The following is a 20,535-nucleotide window of genomic DNA, read 5'->3' as shown; positions in this document are numbered from 1 at the left end:
TATCATGAGGCATGGATCTTACACAATATCATGCCCTGCTCACCGACGATGTACAGGAACGGTTTCTCCGGTACGTTCGGGTTCATACCACCAGTGACCGCCATTGCGAAGAGACTCCCTCCACAAAAAGGCAGTTCGATCTGGCTCATTTGCTGGCCCGGGAACTGAAGGAAATGGGAGTTTCCCAGGTATCTGTCACTGACCATTGTTACGTAACGGCCCGGCTCCCCGCCTCTCCGGGGGTAACGGCTCCGCCCCTGCTTCTGCTGGCTCACCTTGATACGGCGCCCGATCTCTCGGGTGAGGGTGTGTCTCCCCGGCTCTGGGAATCCTACGACGGTTCTCCCCTGGAGCTGGGTCACGGATATCGCCTGGACCCGGCGGAATATCCGGATTTGCTCGATTATATTGGCGATACGGTGATAACCACCGACGGCTCCACTCTTTTGGGGGCCGACGACAAGGCGGGTGTGGCTGAAATCATGAGCGCCCTGCGTTTTCTTCAGGATCATCCTGAGGTTGAACATGGCTTGATCGAGGTGATCTTTACGCCCGATGAAGAGATCGGCCGGGGTGTCGATAAAATTCCTCTGGAGTGGATCACGGCACAATTCGCCTTTACTCTGGACGGGGGCCGCCAGGGAAGCATCGAGGCGGAGTGTTTCTCGGCCTGGCAGGTTCAGGTGGAGATCGAAGGGTACGTGATTCACCCGGGGAGCGCCAAAAACAAACTGGTGAACGCCGTGGCTCTGGCGGGCCGCTATCTGGCGGCGATTCCCCAGGCCGAAAGCCCCGAGGCAACGGAGGGTCGCGACGGCTTTTACTGCCCCGTGGAGGTCCGGGGGGACTACGGCCGGGCCGAGATAGAGTTGATCGTTCGCGACTTTGATCAGGCCCAGGTGGATCGCCGCGTGGCATACCTGAAAGAGCTGGGAAAAACGCTGGAGCTGGCCTATCCCCGCTCCCGGATCGAGGTTCGGGCCAGACAGCAATACCTGAATATGTACGATACCATCTCGCGCCATCCCTTTGTGATGGATGTCCTGGAAAAGGCCGTCCGCGCAGCAGGCCTTGAGCCGGTCCTTGAGCCGATTCGGGGCGGCACCGATGGGTCCCGCCTCACCGAGATGGGAATCCCCACGCCCAATATCTTTGCCGGAGGCTTCAACTTCCACGGACGCTACGAGTGGATTCCCGTCTCGGCCATGAGAAGGGCTACCGAGACGATTCTTCATCTGGTTCGGCTCTGGAAGGACGAGGTTCCCGAAAAAAGCTGATTCTCTTGCCCCGGAGTGGTACACTGGAAAGGTCCTGGGGCGCAGGAATGGATACAGTGTGCAGCGAGAGAATGGAGCGATGATGCGGAAACAAGATGTTCGATTTGTCCTGGGTCTGGTGCTGGCGGGATTCTTCTGGGGGTGTGCTACCACGGTCCAGGACCCTTCCGATTTGCCACCCTGGGCGCAGATGATCCCCCCGTCCGATACAGAAGAGGTCCTTCTTGTGGGCTACGGTGTGGGGGAAACCCGCGGGGCCGCAACCCAGGCGGCGTACCGGGATATCGAAGATCAGATTCTCCAGATTCTTATTGCACGTTTTGACCCCCTGGCCCGGGGTCTGACCGATCAGCAGGGAGAGGCGCTCCTCCTGGTCTCGCAGGAGCGGCGTCATCATCTGCTTCGGCAGGACTCGTTTCGCGCGCTCCGTTCCGATGGAAGTCACGAACGGTTCCTGCTCCTTCTCTATGAGAAAGATGATATCGCCTCGGATCTCGATCGCATCGATGCCGTTCTTGCCGAGGCGACGGCGGCCGTCTCGGCCCCGAGGCAAGACAAGGACCAGCAGGGTGCCCGGGAGGAAGAGCCCTCCCGGGAGACGGGCGCTCTGGAAGCGGTGGAGGCCCTTCTGAAGGGACCAATCCCTTCGTCCCGGGAGGAACGGGTAGGCCGCCTCGAGGAGGCGCTCTCGGCAGCGGCCCGGCTGACGTTGACCGCCACGCCTGGAGAGGTTCGTACTGCCCTGGGTCAACCCCTGGAGCAGCCTTTGCTGGTTCGCCTCTCCGATCAAGGCGCGCAGAAAGATCTTCCCGGGGTTCCTCTGGCGGTGGTCCTCCAGGACCCTCCCCTGGAGGGGCGCCAGGCCAGGCATCGGGCTTCGGTGACCACCGGGAGTTCCGGTGTGGGGTCTTTCAGAATACCCGAGCCCTCCCTGGCAGGGTTGTCCCGGATAGTATTTCGCCCCGAAGAGGCGGGAATCGCCCTTGAACGCTGGCGGGAGGCGCTGGAAGAAGAGGAGCTCCCTGGGGAAGATCGCCCCGAACTGATCCTTCTCCAGGCTCTGGAGGAGCGGCTTTCCGCCGAGGTTCGGCTCCGGATTGATTCCGGTGCCGCCGAAATACCCACGGCGGTGATCATGATAGACCGTGATATCGCGGGTCTGCCGATCCCCTCCCGTGAATCAACCCGGGGAGCGATTCAACATTTCCAGGAAGAGGGGTTTACCCTTGTTCCGGCCGATATTTCGCCAGCCACAGTTCGGGCGCTCTCGGATCTGTCCCGGGTTACCATCGCCGACCTCTATGACCTTCTCCCCTTCGAACTTCTATCCTCGGCGGAGCGGATCGTTCTTGGAACAGCGTCCATTCTTCGATTCGACGAGAGCGAGGGAGTCACGGTGGTTATCTCCCTGGAGGCTGCGGCCTTTGATCTGCGCAGAGATCAGGAACTGGCCAGGATACATCTGGAAGAGCGTGTTTCGGGACGCGACGCCAGGAACACCCTTCGGTCGGCCTTTCTCTCCGCCGGCAGGCGCGCCGCGCGGCAGTTGGCTCCGCGCCTGCCCTGATCGGGTACACCCCGGCGGGGCTTCCGTAATCTCCCCGTCTGGGAGAGAATAGCTCCGTGAACAGCAACATTATCTCTCAGGAAAACGATCTGATCGCCGCCTTGGCTACGCCCCTGGGCTCCTCGGCCCTGGCGGTGATCCGAACCTCGGGTCCCGGCTGTATTGAGGCTGTGGCCGCGCTCACGGACAGGCCCGCGTCGCTGGCCCGTTGCCCCGGGGGGCGCCTTCGCCGGGCTCAGTTGCGTGATCCCGAAACCGGTCGGGTTCTTGATGATCTTATGGTGGGAGTCTTCCGTGCCCCCCGCAGTTATACCGGAGAAGATGCGGTGGAACTGTTCTGTCACGGCAGCGTTCCGGGGGTTCAGGAAATTCTGGCTTTGCTCTTCCGCAGCGGATTCCGCCGGGCAGAACCGGGGGAGTTCACCCTGAGGGCCTTTCTGGCTGGAAAGGTCGACCTCACCCGGGCCGAGGCAGTTCAGGAGATCGTCTCGGCCCGCACTGCCCGAGGTCACGGTCTTGCCCTGGGGCGCCTGGGGGGGAGCGTGGAGGCTGAGGTGAACCGCTTCAAGGACGAGCTGGTGCAGATCATGGCAGGGATCGCCCTGCAGCTGGATTATCCCGAGGAAGAGACGGGCCAGATCCCCCTGGATCGGCAGGCTCTTCGTCATATCCGGGAGGGGCTTCTGCAACTGGCTGCCTCGTATAGCGCGGGAAAACTCTACCAGGAGGGGGTCGTCATTGCTCTGGCAGGGAGAACGAACGCAGGAAAATCCTCCCTCTTCAACGCCTTGCTGAAAGAGGACCGGGCAATCGTGAGCGACATTCCCGGGACAACCCGGGATTACATCGAGAGTTCTCTCGATTTCGGGGGCATCCCGGTACGAATTTTTGATACCGCGGGTCTGCGGGAGACCGGGGAGATTCTTGAAGGTGAAGGGATTCGCCGCACCGGCCAGGTTCTGGAGGCGGCAGACCTGGTCCTCTACCTGGTAGATGGTGTCCGGGGACTCGCCGAAGAAGAAGAGGATCGCCTGGATCGGGCCAAGGCAAGCGGATCCCCCCCGTTCATTCCAGTCTGGAACAAGGCCGACGATCGGGCCTGTCTTCCCCCTCCCGAAGGATTTTTTCCGGTGAGCGCCCGCACGCTTCAGGGAATGGAACCGCTCCTGGAAGAGGTGGTGCGACGGGTGACCCCGGAGCACCGGTGCCAGGAGGAGAGCCCCGTGATCGATTCGCTTCGCCAGCGGGACCTCCTGGAGCGGGCCGCTGCGGCGTTGCAGGAAGTTGATCGGGGGATTCAGGAGGAGATGCCTGTGGATGCCATAAGCCTGGATGTCCAGGAAGCGATCCACGCTCTGGGAGAAATTACCGGAGAGGTAACCTCGGCGGATATTCTTGATGCGGTTTTTCAGCAGTTCTGCGTAGGAAAGTAGACCAAAACACCCATGAATGGTAGATTTCACGCCTATGAAAATGGACGCCGTTGTTGTCGGGGGAGGCCACGCCGGAATTGAGGCGGCCCTGGCGATCGCCCGCCTGGGCTTCTCCGTGGTCATGATTACCCAAAACCTCGATACCATAGGCAAACTCAGTTGCAATCCCGCCATAGGGGGCCTCGCAAAGGGAAATATGGTTCGCGAGATCGATGCGCTTGGTGGCCGAATGGCTCAGCTCATCGATGAAACCATGATCCAGTTCCGTGTTTTGAACCGAAGCAGGGGGCCGGCTGTGCAGGCGCCCCGGGCACAGGCCGACAAACAGGCCTACCAGATCGCGGCAAAACGGGCCCTCGAGGTGGAACCGGGAGTTTCGCTTTTGCAGGACACCGTGGTGGATCTTCTCTACACGCCCCGGGGGAGCCGGCTTGCCGGGGTGATAACCGAGCGGGGAAACCGGATAGAAGCCAGGGTGGTAGTGGTCACCACAGGGACCTTTCTCAAGGGCAGGATCTTTGTCGGTTCCTATCAGGCCGAAGGAGGGCGCCTGGGCGAGCCCGCCAGTTATGGCCTTGACAGGGCCCTGGAATCGGTGGGATTTCGGCTGGGCCGCATGAAAACGGGAACGCCTGCCCGGATCATGGCCGATTCCGTGGACTACTCCAAAGTGGAGCCCCAGTTCGGCGATGACGAGATCATTCCCTTCTCCTATGGGGGAGGTCGCATTATCCGGGACCAGGTTCAGTGCTACATCACCTATACCACCGCCGAAACCCACCGGGTGATCTCGGACAATCTCGATCGCTCTCCTCTCTTTTCGGGGGATATCGTGGGATCGGGGCCTCGTTATTGTCCTTCCATTGAAGACAAAGTGGTAAAGTTTCCCGATCGTGACCGGCATCAGATTTTTTTGGAGCCCGAAGGGCGTTCCACGGGCGAGCTCTACCTGAACGGGATCAGCAGCTCTCTTCCTGAAGAGGTTCAGCGGGACTTTATCCATACCATTCCGGGCCTCGAGAAGGCTCAGGTGGTTCGGCCCGGCTACGCCGTGGAATACGACCATATCGATCCCTCCCAGCTCTACCCGACTCTGGAGGCCAAGGTCCTTCCCGGCCTCTATCTGGCGGGCCAGACCAACGGGACCAGCGGGTACGAGGAGGCCGCCGGTCAGGGCCTTGTGGCAGGAATCAACGCCGCCCGGGCTCTGGCGGGAGAGGCACCCCTTCTTCTGGACCGCTCCCAAGCCTATATCGGGGTCATGATCGACGATCTGGTGACTCTGGGAACGAAGGAGCCCTACCGGATGTTCACCTCCCGGGCGGAACACCGGATGAATCTGCGCCATGATTCCAGCGATATGCGGCTTTTTGAGCTGGCCTACAATCTGGGAATGCACGACGATCGGGCCTGGGCGCGATTTCAGGAAAAGCGCAAGACCCTGGCGACGATTACCGGAGCATTGCAGCAACGCTTTCTCCGTGATCGGGACGAGCCCTCGCTGGAGGTGCTCCAGGGCCAACAGGGCAAAAGTCTTCACCAAATCCTCAAAAACCCCCGGGTATCCCTGGAGATGCTTCTCCCCTTTCTGGAAGATCTCCCCGGGGATATTCCCCCGGAGTGGCTGCGTCAGGTCGAGCTGGACGTAAAGTACGAGGGGTACGTGGCGCGGGAAGAGAAAATGGTTCACCGTTTCCGCCGCCTGGAGTCTCTCAGAATTCCCCCCGACTATGATTACTCCCAGGTAAAGGGGATCTCCAACGAGGCGCGGGAAAAATTTCGCTCCGTGCGGCCCCTGTCCGTGGGGCAGGCCTCGAGAATCCCCGGCGTTCGCAACTCCGATGTCACGGTCTTGATGGTCATGCTTGACCCTAGGCGAAAACGGAACTCTGCAGCATGATGTCGCCCAGTGAAGAACGTCTGGCCCAGGGGCTTGCCGCGATTCCGGCGTTGCCTCCGCAGGATGATCCCGGGAGGTCTCTGGTGCAGCTTTCCCGCTATCTGGAGGATCTCTACCGATCGAACCCCGTCTTCGGGCTCATCTCTCAGGAGGATGCCGCGGATACACTGGTGCTGGCAACGCGGCACCTGCTGGATAGTGCCGCCGGTGTCCCCCGGGTCTGGAGAATACTGGAGCGGACGGGGTCCCGGGTTGTCTGTGATCTGGGTTCCGGCGCCGGTCTTCCGGGGATACCCCTGGCAATTTTGCTGGAGGGGTATCTCGACCGGTGTTGTCTGGTGGAGCGGCGGGAGCGGCGGGTCCGGTTTCTTCAGGGTGCCCTTGCACCTCTGGGAGTCTCGTCGCTGGAGGTGCTGCAGACCGACGCCGAGCGTCCCTGCGGAGAGGCCCGCGCGCTCTTTCAGAGCGATCCTCCGCCGGTGGTGGTCTTTCGGGCGTATCAGCAAACCACGCCGGGAACGCTCAAGGGGCTGGCAAAGGTCTTCCCGGCGGGCACAACCGTGGTAGCCTGGAAGGGGCGCCTTGAGTCAGCGCACCAGGATGCCCGGGTGATAGAAGCGTTCCCGGGCACAGTTCTGGAGGAGGTCCTGGCCGTGGATGTGCCCTTTCTTGAGCGGGAGCGCTCGCTTCTGGTCTTCAGGATCGATCCCGACTCCCCGGGTTCTGCTCCTACTCCAGGCGATTGAATATTTCCAGAAGCTGATCCTTGTCAAGGAGATCGATGAGGCGGGCCTCGACGAAGTGTACCGCCGATTCCGAATAGGTTCCCGCTGTTATGCAGAACCCCCGCCCGGAGTGAGTCTCTTTGAGGCGGGCGTTGAGATCCCTCACCACCAGCTCCCCCACCTGACCGGAGCCCCGGATAAACCGGAAGAGGATAATATCCTCCCAGCGGGCAGTTTCAACCTCGGCCAGAATATCGGCGTAGTCGTTCTTGTGCATGGCGATGTCGGTGATCTTGATGGTGGCGTTCTTGAAGAAGGTGTTCACCATCCTCCGGCAAAGGGCAGAAAACTCGCTGGTGGACGATATCAGGTAGGTCTGGAGGTTCTTGTTGCTGTGCAACTCCTTGCTGCGGGCGATCTGGCTTGCCACGTCCTTATAGCCCGGATTTTTCTTGTTTATCTCTGTCAGCTGAGTCAGGGCCCGACCCAGCTCCTGCTGGCTGGTATAGACCTGGGCCAGGCGGTAGCGCAGTTCCAGCTCTACCTGCTCGGGAATGTTCTCGTGGCGCAGTCCCAGCTCAAAGTCCAGGGCGGCCTTTTCCTCTTCCCGTTTGGCCAGGCGGATCGTCCCCGCATAGAGGGCCGAGTTGGGACCCAGTACCGGGTCCGGCCGCAGGTGCGTGAAGATGATCAGGGCCTGATCGCTTCGCCCCAGCTCCGAATAGATCTGCCCCAGATAGAACAGGGATTCCTTGTCGCTCGGGTCCTGGTCTATGACAGTTTTCAGATGGCGCCCTGCTTCCTGGTATCGGTGGAGCTTGAAGAGAGCCCGCCCCAGATGGCGCCGTGTCGGAATGTGGTCAGGGGAATCCTGGTGGGCCTGATTCAGAAGCTGGGCAGCCCGTTCCTGATTGCCCCTCCGGTGTTCCAGATACCCCAGGTTGGTGTTGATCTCGAAGGAATCGGCCTTGAGGGTGCGGGCCACCATGAGGGATTTGTAGGCCTCCTCGGGCATTTTGAGCTGGAGCGCTGCCAGGGCGTAACGAGCCGTGACAAACCACTCCTCGATGTCCTGGTTGGTGGCGCAGAGCCCCACCAGAATCCCGTAGGTTTTCATGGCCTTCTCCCAGGCCTGGTCGGAAAAGTAAATATCCGCCAGGGTAAGGAGCGCCTTGTGATCCCGCGGATTTGCCGCGAGTTGCTTGTTGGCCTGCTTCAGGAGGGTTGAGCGGTCTCTCTTTGGCTGATTTCTCTGTTTTTTCTCGACATCCGATCGCCCGAAGGCGTACCAGTAGAGAAGGACGAGACCGAGCACACCCAGAATCATTAGGACGATCAAAACCGGCAAGGGCATTTTCCCATTATCAGTGAGGGGTCCCCCCGCTGTCAACGACCGGTTCCGGTTTGGTGCGGTCACTCGTGGCGAGATTGGGAGTGATACGGCGACCAGGCCTGGGCACGAACCCGGAGAAGTGCCCACCGCAGGAGTGATACAGCCCGATGGCAAAGTCCGATGGAGATCTCCGAAGCCCGATGGAGATCTCCAAAGATTGACAAACCTCGAAGAAAGACATAGCGTAAAACGAGGAGTATTCATCGTGGCCGAGATAGGAATTCAACTTGCCGACGGTTCTTTCTTCCCGATTCTCTCCGATCGGGAACGCACGCGAAAACGGTTGATTCTTTCCCCGGCCGAGTCTGGCCAGCCAGGGGCACGGGTTGCCATCATTCGCCGTCAGGGGGAGGCTCAACGGATTCTCGGAGAGCTGGTCCTTGAGGCCCCGCTTTCCGAGGATGATGCTCCCCTGGAGCTTTTTGTGGGAGTAGACCAGGAGGGGTTGCTCACAGCCCGCCTTGATGGAGGTCCTGGTCGCTTGCAGACGATGGAATGCTCCCTGGATACGGAGGAGCCCGAGGGATTTCCTTCGGCAAGAGAGAAACCGGAGAGCGATAAACCCGGAAGAGACAAGTCAGGGAGAGACAAAAAAAAATCTCCCCGGTTTCAGCCTCCGCTTTCTCCTGAGGATGTTGAGGAAGACTCTCATCACCCTCGTCCCTTCCATTGGACGGTGCTGGTGGCGATTCTCCTGATCAGTTTGAGCCTTCTTGCTCTTGGAGCCTACGGGTTCATGACCTTTCTGGGGGCCAGGATTGTTCCCGACCTGCGTGCTGCCTCGGCGGTGGTGGTTCTTCCCGCCGGAATCCGCTTCCGGTGGAGCCGGCTTTTCCGGTAGTCTCGGGGCATGACGAACCTTCTTCAGCCTTCTTCTCTTATCCGGCGACTCCTGCCTGTTCTTCGGGCGTTCCTGCCGGTGGCGGTTCTCTTTTCATCCTGCGGGGCCCAGGGGCATCTTGCGGGAGCCGGGGCAGGACAGACTCCCCGGGAACTATCGGCAGCGGTTCTTATGGAACGTCTCGCCTATGGCGACGGCCAGGTTCTTGATACGCTGGTTCCCGCTGAAGGGCTGGTGGAAAACCTTCGCAACGCTGATCCTTCCTTCCCCTACGCCCTGGGGCGGGGGTATGAAGCACGGGGTCTGGTGGAAAGTGCCCGGCGGGTCTACCGGTTCGAGCTCGACCAGGGGGCCTCCTCCTGGGCGGGTCGCAGCGCTCTCCGTCTGGCCCGCATTGCCGCCTCCCAGCGCCGCTGGCTTGCATCGGAGGGCTACGCCGCCAGGGGGTTGGAACTCTTGCCCGAGAACCGGGACCTCTGGTTCCGGTTCGGCGAGGCCCTCTACCGTCAAGACAAGTACCAGGAACTTCTTGCTTTTACCGAAGCGATTCCCCCGATGCTTTTCCTGCCCTCCGGGGAGGGAGCCTCCCAGGGAGAACAGTACAGCCCCGACGATCTGAGTGCGGAGCGTTTTCTCTGGAGGGCCGTGGCTGCTCACCATCTGGAGCAGGATCAGAATGATCTCTTTCTTCAGGCTTTTTTGAAGGTTCCGGCCCACCCGATCCACTCCCGGCTGTATCTCTTTCGCTACTACCGGGATTCCCGGTTCAGCGGGTTTTCTCGGGACGAACGAACGGTCCTGGATGCGGTGTATCGGACCAGTCAAGAGGAGTACGACGAGGCGCAGCGACTCTTCCGCCGAATCGATCCGGCCTGGCTTGCGGGGCGCCTGAGGGACGCTCCCGGACTGTTGCCTTCCCTGGGGCAGACTTCTTCGGGCGAGGGGGCCGAGGCCACGAGGAGATGGCTGAAGAGCCTTGCCCGGGAACTGGAATCCCGGGGCCTCTCTCATGGAGAGGCTTCAGAGGAGGAGGTCTTCCGGGAGCTGGCCCGGGTGCGGGGGCGTTTTGCGGGCTCTCGGGAGGATATGGCGGCGCTCATGGACGGGGCCGATCAGGCCATGATCGAAGCATGGCTTACCCGGGCAATCGGTGAGGGGGCGCGGCTCCCCGAGGTGGTGGAGGCTCTGAACGGGTGGGGGGCGGAGGCCCAGGTGTTTCGTACGGCCCTGGACAGATTGACTCCCGAGATTATCCGCTCCCGCCGGTGGGACGAGCTGGAAGACCTCTATCAGGCCCTTCCCTCCGAGGCTCTTCATGCCCGGGCCCATCTGGCGGTTGTAACGGTTCTGGCCGCTCGCCAGGGGTTTCTGGAACTGGGAGAAGATGGTGAGGATCGTCTCGATATTCCGCTCCAGTTGTCGCCTCTGGACTATTACGGTCTTCTGGCCAGGCGACTTTCCGGTCGCACCGGGGGTGTTTCTGCTTCCGGGAGCCGGGATCAGGAGCCCCTCTCGGGGGAGATGGCGCACGTAGCGGCAGTTCTTGCCTCGGGGCAGCCTGAACTGGCGAGCTCCTGGGCCATGAGGATCGCCCTGGACCCCCGCGAAGCGGTCCCGGCCATGGCTTTAGCCTATCGGTTTTCCCGCCTGGGTCACGCGTCGGCCGCCTTGGGCCTCGCCCGAAGGGCTGTGGCCCGGGGAAATCTGGATGTAAGCGAAGGCGATATAGCGATTCTCTATCCGAGGCCCTTTTCGGTGGAGATCGAGACGGCCGCAGCGCAGGAAGAGGTTCCCGTTGCTATTTTTTATGGCCTGGTCCGGGAAGAGAGCCATTTCAATCCCCTGGCCCGGTCGCACGTTGGGGCCCAGGGGCTTTCCCAGATCATGCCTGCTTCGGGAGAGGATATTGCCCGGCGCCTGGGGTGGACGCAACCGATCAATCTGGAGAGGGTTTCAACGAATCTCCGGATGGGATCGTATTATTTGAGCCTCCTTCGGACAATGGTTCCCGAAAACCTTATATTGCAGGTGGCCTCATATAACGCCGGCCCCGGTCGGGGCCGGGGATGGCAGGCTCTTTTCGGCGATCTCCCCCCGGAACTCCTTGTGGAAGCTGTTCCCTTTGTGGAGACTCGCTGGTACCTTCGTCGAATCGCTGTTTCCTCGGCCTGGTATCAGCATCTGCTGGATGGAACTGACCCGGCCGAAATGCCTCTGCTGCAGTAGGGCGATGAAGTCCTTCCTGGAGATCCCCTAAGCCCGCCGGGGTTTTTGCCGATACATGAAGGCGGAGGGCTATGCGTGAAAGGCAGATCCAATAGCATAAGAACAGCAACAGGTCTCTTTTTCGGAGTCTCGGCTGCGCTGATAGCGCTCTTGCTGGTGATAACGATAGTCGATCCCGCTGGCGCGATAGCGGGAATCTTTGCCCTTCCGGGGCGCTTTCTCTTTCGGTCCTTCCATCTCCTGGCCTGGTGGGTTCCCTTGTACATCCTGATTCTGGCGGGATTGTCGTTCTCCGAAAAAGAACTGACCTGGTGGGGCATTCTTCTGGTAAGTTTGCTGCATTTCCCGGTGCTTACGGCAGCGACCATGGTACGGCTTCTTTCCCATGATGGCGCCAGCGGAGGTGTGTTGATTGATTTCCTGGTGGCAGGGTTTTCGCTTCGCGGCGCGCTTCTTGTCACGAGTTTGCTTCTGATGATTCAGGGAGTTGCGTATATCCATATCTGGCGCCTGGCAGAAGCCAGGAAACAATCTCGCCGCGAGGAAACGGCCAGGGTGATACCGGTTCTTCCTCCCCCCAAGGCTCCCTGGCGCGAGAAGGATAGGGCTTCGGCCGAATCCTGGCAGGACCGTGATGATTCCCCGGATAGCGATGAGCCCCGGGAGGACCAGATTCTTCTGGCGGCACCTCCCGTTGTTGCCGGTGACGAGGAAGACTTTTCCAGGGCCCTGGGCGAACTCCGACGCTGGGTCTCGCCCGAAGAGGATGTTCCTCACGAGAATGGTCCGGCCGAGGAGGCTCTTCCGGCAGCAGAAGATGGTCCGGCCGAGGACGCTCTTCCGGCAGAGGAGCCTTCCGATGACACCTCGCCGCTTCCGCTGTTCCTCAGAAACCGCCGACGCTTCTTTTCCGCTGCCGTCTCGGAAAGCTCCGGCAGGAGCGACCGCCAGGCTGCCTTCCCCCAGCCGTCCCGGGAGTCCTTCCATGGCGAGGTGGCACTTCAGGATGTGGGGCACGCTGAAGAGGACTACAGCGAAGACTACGCCGACGCCGGGTACAGTGAAGATAACTACGACGAAGAGTACTACCCCGAAGAGCACTATCCTGAAGAGAACTACCCCGAGGGGGGCTACCCCGAAGATGATCGGTCCGACGCGATATACGAAGCATCCCGGGACGATGAAATCGGGGAGCCCTTCCAGGACGATGAAAAAGAGATACACCTGGAAAACTCTTTTCAGGTGTACCCCGATGACCCCGACGACCCCGATGATGACGAAGATATCTTCCCCGACGTTTCCGGGGCTGGGGATCTCCGGGTTTCTCCGGTGTCCTCCTCCATGCGGCGGCGCTACGCTCTCCCCGTGGAGGGAGTGCTTCAGCAGTACGGCGAAGGTCGCTACTGGGAGATTGACGACAACACCCGCGATGCCGCCGAGGTTCTGCGGGTAACCCTGGAGGAGTTTGGAATCCGCGCCGAGGTGACGGGTATTCGCAAGGGGCCGGTGATCACCATGTTCGAGATACTTCCTGCGCCGGGGGTGAAGCTCGCCAAGATTACCAACCTCTCGGACAACATCGCCTTGCGCCTCGCTGCGTCCAGTGTTCGCATTGTTGCGCCCATTCCGGGGAAGCACGCCGTGGGCATCGAGATTCCCAACCGTCAGCGGCACATCGTCTCCTTTGCCGAGTTGCTCCTGGACGATGAGTTTTTTGGTGATGCCATGACCATTCCCATCGCCCTGGGCAAAGACATTTCCGGCGAGGCCCAGATTGTGGACCTGGCAAAAACCCCTCATCTTCTCATCGCTGGCGCTACCGGAAGCGGGAAGTCGGTCTGTGTGAACTCCATCATCTGCTCGGTTTTGTATCGCCGGCCTCCCTCGGAGGTGAAGCTCATCCTGATCGATCCCAAGATCGTGGAGTTAAAGTTCTACAACGATATCCCCCACCTGCTCACGCCGGTGATTACGGACCCCAAACGAGCCTTCCAGGCGTTGCAATACCTGATCTACGAGATGGAGCGCCGCTATTCTCTCCTGGATAGCATGGGGGCCCGCGATATCGGGGGCTATAACAGCAAGATCAAGCGCAAGAACATCGCCACCGAGGAGTTGCCCTATATTGTGGTGATCATCGATGAGTTTGCCGATCTCATGTCTACCAGTGGCAAGGAACTTGAAAGTACCGTGGCTCGTCTGACGGCCATGTCCCGGGCCGTGGGAATCCACCTTGTCCTTGCCACCCAGCGGCCTTCCACGGACGTGATTACCGGGTTGATCAAGGCAAACATTCCCGCCCGGATCGCCTTCATGGTAGCCAGCAAGGTGGATTCCCGAATCATCCTGGACTCAATGGGGGCAGAGAAGCTCCTTGGTCGGGGAGATATGCTCTACACCTCGGCGGCTGATCCCTTTCCTGTGCGAATGCAGGGAGCTTTTCTCTCGGAGGATGAGGTTGAGCGGGTCGTGGCCGAGGTAAAGGAGTTTGGCGAGCCCGATTACATCGACGACGAGATTTTTATCGACGAAGATGACGACGAGCTGGAAGCCGATGTCCTGGAGGATCCGCTCATGGAGCGGGCGATCGAGGTGGTCACGACTTCAAGGAAGGCTTCGGCGAGCTATCTCCAGCGGCGGCTCAAGGTCGGATACAACCGGGCAGCCCGAATGGTGGAAGAGATGGAGCGTATGGGCCTCGTGGGGCCCCAGAACGGAAGCAAACCCCGGGAGGTTATGTCCTCCTCGGGGTAATTCTTCCGGAGGATCCTTCTTCTTCTCGTTGCTTCAGGCCTCGGGAGTGTCCTGCGGCTCGTCGGCGGCTTCAGGACGGGGCTCCGCCTCGGGCAAGGTGTTGGAGTCGCGATACAGGAAGGTCTGCGTATCCAGGCGTTTGCCCGTCTTTGCGCACCGAACGGCAAAGGGCATGGTGTGGGTGCGGAAGGTTCCCAGGAGCAGCAGGGCCGTCAGGAGAAGGGCGATAAACCAGGTGTCGTTTCCTCCGTACCGAATGATTGTAACCCCGCCAAAATAGAGGACCATGGCCGTAAGGGCATAGAAGAACGTGGCAAGCCGTTTTTTGTGAGCTTTCATGCCGTGACGCCGCTGGGAAAGGTTCACCAGAAGGAGCCCGATAAAGATCCAGTAAAAATAGTCGCTGGCGACTTGGGAGATTGTCTGGGATTCGAAGAGGTTCATAGTTGGTGACAGATACTAGAAGAATACCCTCTCATCGGTCAAGGAAGGGTCTTTCAGGGGCTCTGCTTATTGACACTGACGCTCCTGCCCGTAGAATTGTTCCTCATGAGTGAGACCAAGATTCTTTTGTCGGAACGGGAGATTCCCCGCTACTGGTATAACATTGTGGCAGACATGCCCAATAAACCGCTTCCTCCCCTGCACCCCGCCACGGGAGAGCCCCTGACAGCGGACGCTCTGGCGCCGCTTTTCCCTTCGGGCCTGATCGAACAGGAGATGAGCCAGGAACGGTGGATCGAGATCCCCCCGGAGGTGCGTGACATCTATGCTCTCTGGCGGCCCACACCGCTCTTTCGGGCTCACCGTCTGGAAAAACTGCTCGATACCCCCGCACGAATCTACTACAAGTACGAAGGAGTGAGTCCCGCCGGGTCTCACAAACCGAACACGGCTGTCCCCCAAGCCTGGTACAATCTTCAGGATGGCGTAAAGCGGATCACTACCGAGACCGGAGCCGGCCAGTGGGGCAGTGCTCTCTCCTTTGCCTGCGAGCTCTTTGGCATCCAGTGCGAGGTCTACATGGTCCGTACCAGCTATAACCAGAAACCTTACCGGAAGCTCATGATGAACACCTGGAACGCCCAGGTCTATCCTTCTCCGTCGGAACGAACCGAGGCGGGGCGCAAGATTCTCGCCGAGAATCCCGATTCTCCTGGCAGTCTGGGTATCGCCATCTCCGAGGCCGTCGAGATGGCCGCCAAACACGAGGATGTACGCTATTCCCTGGGCAGCGTTCTGAACCATGTGCTGCTTCACCAGACGGTTATTGGTCAGGAAGCGCTGGTGCAGATGGAAATGGCCGGTCACTTTCCTGATATCGTGATCGGTCCCTTTGGCGGAGGTTCCAATTTTGCGGGTCTCGCCTTTCCCTTCCTGAAGCACCATCTGGAAGGAAAGCAAACCCTCCGGGCTATCGCTGCCGAGCCTGCGGCATGTCCCAAACTCTCCCGGGGGGTCTTTCGCTACGATTTCGGCGATACCGTGGGGATGACACCGCTTCTTCCCATGTATACCCTGGGTCACGATTTTATCCCTCCCGCGATTCATGCCGGCGGGCTCCGGTACCACGGGGCAGGTGTGGTGGTCAGTCAGCTTCTAAAAGACAAACTCATTGAAGCGCAAGCCGTTGATCAGGTAGAAAGCTTTGAGGCCGGTGTTTCCTTTGCCAGGACTGAAGGAATTATTCCCGCTCCCGAGGCAAACCACGGGATCGCCGTGGCGGTCCGGGAGGCTCTGAGGGCCCGTGAGGAAGGAACTGCCAAAACGATCCTGATGAACCTCTCGGGTCACGGCAACTTCGACATGGCGTCCTACGAGGCGTACTTCCAGGGTGGTCTGGAGCGGTTCGAACTCTCCCAGGAGGAGATCAACCAGGCCGTGGCACGGATTAACACTCCCGAAATCCCTCAGTGAGGGATTTCTCCAGCGGGGGGTGCCCCCAGTGCCCCCAGTGCCCCCAGTGAGGGGTGCCCCAGTGGGGATACACGGACCTGTCGGGGGTAGTCAGGGCGTCGCCGTTCAGGCTGCTTCGGCAGTGCGGTTGTACCACCGGACCTTCCAGGCACCGTCCCAGACAAGCAGGTTCGTGGAGGCGTTTTTCAGAACCGTCTTCCCCGAACCGATTTCTCCGGCGCTGATAACTCCCAGAAGTGCATTGATAAGCCCTCCGTGGGCAACGGCAAGAATCCGTTGCCCCGGATTTTTCTCCCGTATCGAATCCAGGGCAGCCAGCCCGCGCTGTCGCACCTGATCCCACTCTTCAGCGCCCGGAATAGGCCCCTCGCCAAAGCGGCGGTACCGTTCTGCAATATCCATTCCCTCGGCGATGCCGTACTCCCGTTCCCGCAGGTTATGGTCCGTTGTAACTGGCCCAAGCGAGAGGACCTCCCCGATGATCTCTGCGGTTTCGATGGCGCGGATCATGGTGCTGGCGTAGAGGGCGTCCCATTGCTCCTGTTGGAGCATCCCGGCGGCTGCTCGTGCCTGGTTTCGGCCGGTTTCATTCAAGGGGATATCGGTACTGCCCTGGATCAGGGCACGGGCGTTCCAGTCGGTTTCTCCGTGACGGACGAGACATATTTCTGTAATCATGGATCAACCCTACCCAATAAAGCCCGATCGGGCAAGGGAGGGAGATGGCTTCCAGGAACCCCGACGGTGGAGTTGCGATAGAGCAGGAGCCGGAACCTCCCCGGGAAGAACCCCCCGGGGAGCGTCTGGAGCGAGCGCTAGAGGATCATCGCTCCGATAATTCCTGCCAGCATCAGGGGAATGTTGTAATGCAGGAAGGTAGGAACACAGGTGTCCCAGATGTGGTCGTGCTGGCCGTCCACGTTCAGTCCCGCCGTGGGCCCCAGGGTGCTGTCCGAGGCGGGAGAGCCTGCGTCTCCCAGGGCACCGGCGACACCGATGAGAAGGATTGTAGCGGGTGTGCTGAAGCCCAGAGAGAGTGCCATGGGAACATAGATGGCAGCGATAATGGGAATGGTGCCAAAGGATGTGCCCAGCCCCATGGTGATGAAGAGTCCGATCAGGATCATCACGGTGGCACCCATGAAACGGCTTCCGCCCAGAAGCACCCGGGCACTCTCCACCAGGGGCTCCACGGCCCCGGTCTCGCGGATAACCGCGCCGTATCCCGCTGCAACGAGCATCACGAAGGCGATGAAGCCCATCATGCCGATACCGCTGTGGATCATCTCGTCGATATCCTGCCACTGGATAGCCCCACCCAGAAGCATGATCGCCAGTCCCACGAGAGCTCCGATATGGAGTGATCCCAGGGGGCTCACCTGAACGGCCAGGGCCGAGAGGGCTCCTGCCAGAGCAACCCAGTGACGCCGGGTCAGGGCGGTCAGGGGCGCGGAATCAGCATCGGCCGGGGAGGGCCGGGCTTCATCCTCGGCTGTCAGCTGGTAGTCCCGGGGGGCGCGGTAGGTCACAAAGATCGCAACAAGAAGACCTGCAGCCATGGCTGCTCCGGCAATCCAGAGGACGTGCCAGATCTGGCCTTGCTCCACGGCCAAACCGTTTTCTGCCATCTGGTCGCTGATGATGCCGTGAAAGATCCATCCGTATCCCACGGGAAGGGCCACGTAGGGAGCCTTCAACCCGAAGGTGAGGGCTGCGGCTACGGCCCGCCGGTCGATGGAGAGCTTGTTCATCACCGCCAGAAGGGGCGGAACCAGGATGGGAATAAAGGCGATGTGTACAGGGATTGCGTTCTGGGACAGCGAGGCCACACCGGCGATGATCAGGAGCATCACGACTGCCTTGCCCCGAACGAGCTGAACAATCTTCCGCGTGAGCACGATGGCGATGCCGGTCTTGTGAAGACTGGCGGCGAGGGCGCCCAGAAGGATGTAGCTTAAGGCGGTGCTTGAGTTCCCGCCCATGCCGCCGATGAGAGCCCCCATTGTATCTGTAAGGGACATTCCCGCCAGGACTCCCCCCGCCAGGGCGGCAACAATCAGAGAGAGCAGAACATTGAGCTTCAGTAGACAGAGCGCAACCATAACCAGGACGGACAGAAAGACCGGATTTGTCAGCATGTGTACCCCATTCGTGTGTTGTTTCTTCGCGTGTGGTTAGCGTATGGGGCGAAGTGTACCATGGAATTCACAGAGCGGTACAGAGCCAGCGGTGTGTCTCCGGCGGGAACGGCTATTCCCGGGAAGAAAACTGTCCGGCCTGCTCCCGAATCTTGCCAAGCTGCTCCGCCAGATCCCGGATACCCTCGTCCAGATCGACCATGCTGTTGCTGATTTCTTCCGATCCCAGGGATATTTCTTCCACAGCCCCCTTCACGGACGTGCCGATTTCCGCATTTTTCTGATCCAGCTGGGAAATCTGGCCGCTTTCGTCCTGGATAAGACTCGACTGATCCTTGATCGTTTCGATTGCATCGCGGATGGAGAGAAAAGCCCCGGTTATTTCGGAGATGCCTCCCGAGAGTTCATCGATGGTGTGGACGATTTCCTCAAAGGAGCCCGATACATCCCGGGATGATTCCTGGACCTGGTCAAAAACACCTCGGGCTTTCCCTACCACCTCCGAGAGGGCGTTCACCGAGGATACGCTTTCCCGGAGGGATCGGCTGATGGTCTTGGAGTTTTGCGAGGCCGTTTCGGCCAGCTTCCTGATTTCTTCGGCGACCACGGAGAAGCCCTTGCCGTATTCTCCGGCGTGAGCCGCTTCAATAGCGGCGTTCATACTCAGGAGGTTTGTCTGGGACGCGATGGTGTTGATCATGCTCGAGGCGGCCATCATGTCGGTGGTCATCGTAATAAGTGATGTCACCTGGGTATCTATTCCCGCAAAATCCTGGTGGCTCTGTTCGACCAGGGTCGATAATTCTTTCATTCCCTCCAGCTTTTTTTCTGCCGTGTCCCGAATGGATGTGGTCTGGGCGTTGATCTCTTCTGTGGCGGTGGAGGTTTCCTCTATTGCGGCCACCTGACTGTCTACCTGATCTCTCATCCGGTTGGCGGCCTCCTTCATGGTCTGGACCGCCGCGACGCTTGCTTCGATGTTCTGGTGAAGATGGGAGATCCCCTGACCCACGGAGGAGATATTTGCCCGTATTTGCTGAACCGCCGCTGTGGTCTGGGTGGAGTTGGTGGCAACACGGCTCATGTCGTGGTCGGTTTTGCCCATGGCTGCGCTGATTCCCTCGATGGTCTGCTGCAGCTTCGTCACAAACCGGTTGAAGGCTTTTGCAAGATCGCCAACCTCGTCGCGACTCCGCAGACGGATGCGCGAGCTCAGATCAGCCTCCTTCCCGGCGATGCGGGTGAGCTGGCTGGCTACCTCCGTGATGGGAGCCACCACCACCCGGTTGCTCACGGTCATTACCATGATGGTGATGAGGGCCAGCGTGACCAGCAGCAAGAGGGCGCTCATGAACCGGATTGTGCGAATGTCCCCGTAGGCCTCCTCCAGGGGAACGGCGATCCCGAAGCGGTAGGGGACCAGTTCAAGATCCCGGGAGAAGACAGCCAGGTAGCGCGACTGGGCCTGAAGAAGTTCCGGGACATCTGCGAAAGGGGCCTGCACAACCTGGGGGTCGGGGTGGTAGAGGACGTTCTCGTTCTGCAGATCCAGAAGAAAGGGAAAGGAGTTTTCCGTGGTGCGGATATCGGCCAGCAATTCCGGGAGAAAATCCAGGGTCCAGTCGATGGAGACAGCCCCCAGGAAGGTTTGGTCTTCCCCGTAGATTGGAGCGGCAATGGTAATGAAGGTCTGGCCCGAGGTCTCATCGTAGTAGGGGTCGGTCATGCTGAGGAGCCCCTCGGGATTTTCGCCTGGTGTCGCCTGGAGGTACCAGTTGTGACTGTGATAGTCGTAGTCCGGGGTGGAGTATTCCCAGGTAATTTCTACGGCGTCGCCATCACGGTAGCTGTAGGGGCCGAACCAGGTCTCTCCGGGAATCACCTCCGGTTCAAACCAGATTCCGTATCCGAAGACACGCTCCGAGGAACGAACGGCTCCGGCAAGATACGATCCAATGTGCTCGGTGAGTGCCTCGGTTGCTTCGGCCTGAGCAGTAGCGGCAAGAACGGGAGCTGCTGCGGCGATGGATTGCCCCACGGCCTGGATCAGGCCTACGGCGTGGTCCATCTGTTGCGCGTAGGCGCTGGTCTGTTCCTGGTAGTATTCCCGGCGCTGGTTCAGGACGCGCCGGCCCAGAAGAACGTCACCGGTGTAGAAGCTTACCGCCATAAACACCAGAAGCGCCGCCAGGAGGGGGAGCATCAGTTTTTTGCCGAGTCGATTTGTCCGTATCCGCATGGTCTGCCTTCCTTTACCCGTATCCGGCAGGACACAGTATCAGGATGAAGTATAGGGGACGAGCGGCTTTTTTGCCAGGAGGGCCCCTCGGGGCCCCCTGGTTCCTGACGCCACTTCTCGGAAAG

General features: G+C 60.0%; 14 protein-coding genes. 9 read left to right on the top strand and 5 right to left on the bottom strand.

The features are described 5' to 3' along the window. The first annotated feature begins 11 nt into the window (after nucleotides 1-11). From pepT to BW950_RS08680, 5 genes are all read left to right on the top strand, one after another. Complete coding sequence (pepT, locus tag BW950_RS08700; RefSeq protein WP_076488905.1) at nucleotides 12-1,277, top strand: peptidase T; 1,266 nt, start codon at nucleotides 12-14, stop codon at nucleotides 1,275-1,277. A 79-nt stretch (nucleotides 1,278-1,356) separates the two neighbouring features. Then, on the top strand, nucleotides 1,357-2,844 hold the full coding sequence (locus BW950_RS08695) for a hypothetical protein (protein ID WP_076488904.1): 1,488 nt from the start codon (nucleotides 1,357-1,359) through the stop codon (nucleotides 2,842-2,844). Nucleotides 2,845-2,900: 56 nt separating this feature from the next. Beyond that, the gene (mnmE, locus tag BW950_RS08690) at nucleotides 2,901-4,277 is read left to right on the top strand and encodes a tRNA uridine-5-carboxymethylaminomethyl(34) synthesis GTPase MnmE (RefSeq protein WP_200796811.1); all 1,377 of its coding nucleotides are present in this window, start codon (nucleotides 2,901-2,903) and stop codon (nucleotides 4,275-4,277) included. 34 nt (nucleotides 4,278-4,311) lie between these two features. Beyond that, entirely contained in the window at nucleotides 4,312-6,177 is a 1,866-nt protein-coding gene (mnmG, locus tag BW950_RS08685) for a tRNA uridine-5-carboxymethylaminomethyl(34) synthesis enzyme MnmG (RefSeq protein ID WP_076488903.1), read from the top strand. Next, nucleotides 6,174-6,923, top strand: coding sequence for a 16S rRNA (guanine(527)-N(7))-methyltransferase RsmG (locus BW950_RS08680; RefSeq protein WP_083943872.1), 750 nt, complete (start codon nucleotides 6,174-6,176; stop codon nucleotides 6,921-6,923). Before mnmG ends, BW950_RS08680 begins: the two co-directional genes overlap by 4 nt. Here the strand turns inward: BW950_RS08680 and BW950_RS08675 are convergent. After that, nucleotides 6,907-8,229: a tetratricopeptide repeat protein gene (locus BW950_RS08675; RefSeq protein WP_234969068.1), complete on the bottom strand. Its 1,323-nt coding sequence runs from the start codon at nucleotides 8,227-8,229 to the stop codon at nucleotides 6,907-6,909. The genes BW950_RS08680 and BW950_RS08675 overlap by 17 nt on opposite strands. A gap of 271 nt (nucleotides 8,230-8,500) precedes the next feature. Here BW950_RS08675 and BW950_RS08670 point away from each other — a divergent pair, with 271 nt between their 5' ends. From BW950_RS08670 to BW950_RS15375, 3 genes are all read left to right on the top strand, one after another. Further along, on the top strand, nucleotides 8,501-9,136 hold the full coding sequence (locus tag BW950_RS08670) for a hypothetical protein (RefSeq protein ID WP_076488900.1): 636 nt from the start codon (nucleotides 8,501-8,503) through the stop codon (nucleotides 9,134-9,136). Between the two features lie 9 nt (nucleotides 9,137-9,145). Then, nucleotides 9,146-11,362 carry a flagellar assembly lytic transglycosylase gene (locus BW950_RS08665; RefSeq protein WP_076488899.1) on the top strand — a complete coding sequence of 739 codons (2,217 nt, stop codon included), beginning with the start codon at nucleotides 9,146-9,148 and terminating at the stop codon, nucleotides 11,360-11,362. Between the two features lie 75 nt (nucleotides 11,363-11,437). Next, complete coding sequence (locus tag BW950_RS15375) at nucleotides 11,438-14,116, top strand: FtsK/SpoIIIE family DNA translocase (protein WP_234969067.1); 2,679 nt, start codon at nucleotides 11,438-11,440, stop codon at nucleotides 14,114-14,116. Nucleotides 14,117-14,149: 33 nt separating this feature from the next. On the opposite strand, the gene BW950_RS08655 is transcribed toward BW950_RS15375, so the two are convergent. Next, nucleotides 14,150-14,560, bottom strand: a complete 411-nt coding sequence (locus tag BW950_RS08655) for a hypothetical protein (RefSeq protein WP_076488898.1) — start codon at nucleotides 14,558-14,560, stop codon at nucleotides 14,150-14,152. 105 nt (nucleotides 14,561-14,665) lie between these two features. Between BW950_RS08655 and BW950_RS08650 the strand changes: the two genes are divergently transcribed. Then, entirely contained in the window at nucleotides 14,666-16,033 is a 1,368-nt protein-coding gene (locus tag BW950_RS08650) for a TrpB-like pyridoxal phosphate-dependent enzyme (protein ID WP_076488965.1), read from the top strand. 105 nt (nucleotides 16,034-16,138) lie between these two features. Here the strand turns inward: BW950_RS08650 and BW950_RS08645 are convergent, their stop codons facing one another. The 3 genes from BW950_RS08645 to BW950_RS08635 form a co-directional block, all read right to left on the bottom strand. After that, nucleotides 16,139-16,711 carry a histidine phosphatase family protein gene (locus tag BW950_RS08645; RefSeq protein ID WP_083943871.1) on the bottom strand — a complete coding sequence of 191 codons (573 nt, stop codon included), beginning with the start codon at nucleotides 16,709-16,711 and terminating at the stop codon, nucleotides 16,139-16,141. A gap of 137 nt (nucleotides 16,712-16,848) precedes the next feature. Then, nucleotides 16,849-18,171 (bottom strand): Na+/H+ antiporter family protein, encoded by a 1,323-nt coding sequence (locus tag BW950_RS08640; protein WP_076488897.1) that lies wholly within the window; start codon nucleotides 18,169-18,171, stop codon nucleotides 16,849-16,851. Between the two features lie 112 nt (nucleotides 18,172-18,283). Then, a complete protein-coding gene (locus BW950_RS08635; RefSeq protein ID WP_076488896.1) occupies nucleotides 18,284-20,410 on the bottom strand; it encodes a methyl-accepting chemotaxis protein in 2,127 nt (708 codons plus the stop codon). Between the last annotated feature and the right edge of the window lie 125 nt (nucleotides 20,411-20,535).

This window comes from Alkalispirochaeta americana, assembly GCF_900156105.1.
Classification (GTDB): domain Bacteria; phylum Spirochaetota; class Spirochaetia; order DSM-27196; family Alkalispirochaetaceae; genus Alkalispirochaeta; species Alkalispirochaeta americana.
The sequence above is the reverse complement of the archived record's forward strand: the minus strand, read 5'-3'. Positions and strand labels throughout refer to the sequence as shown.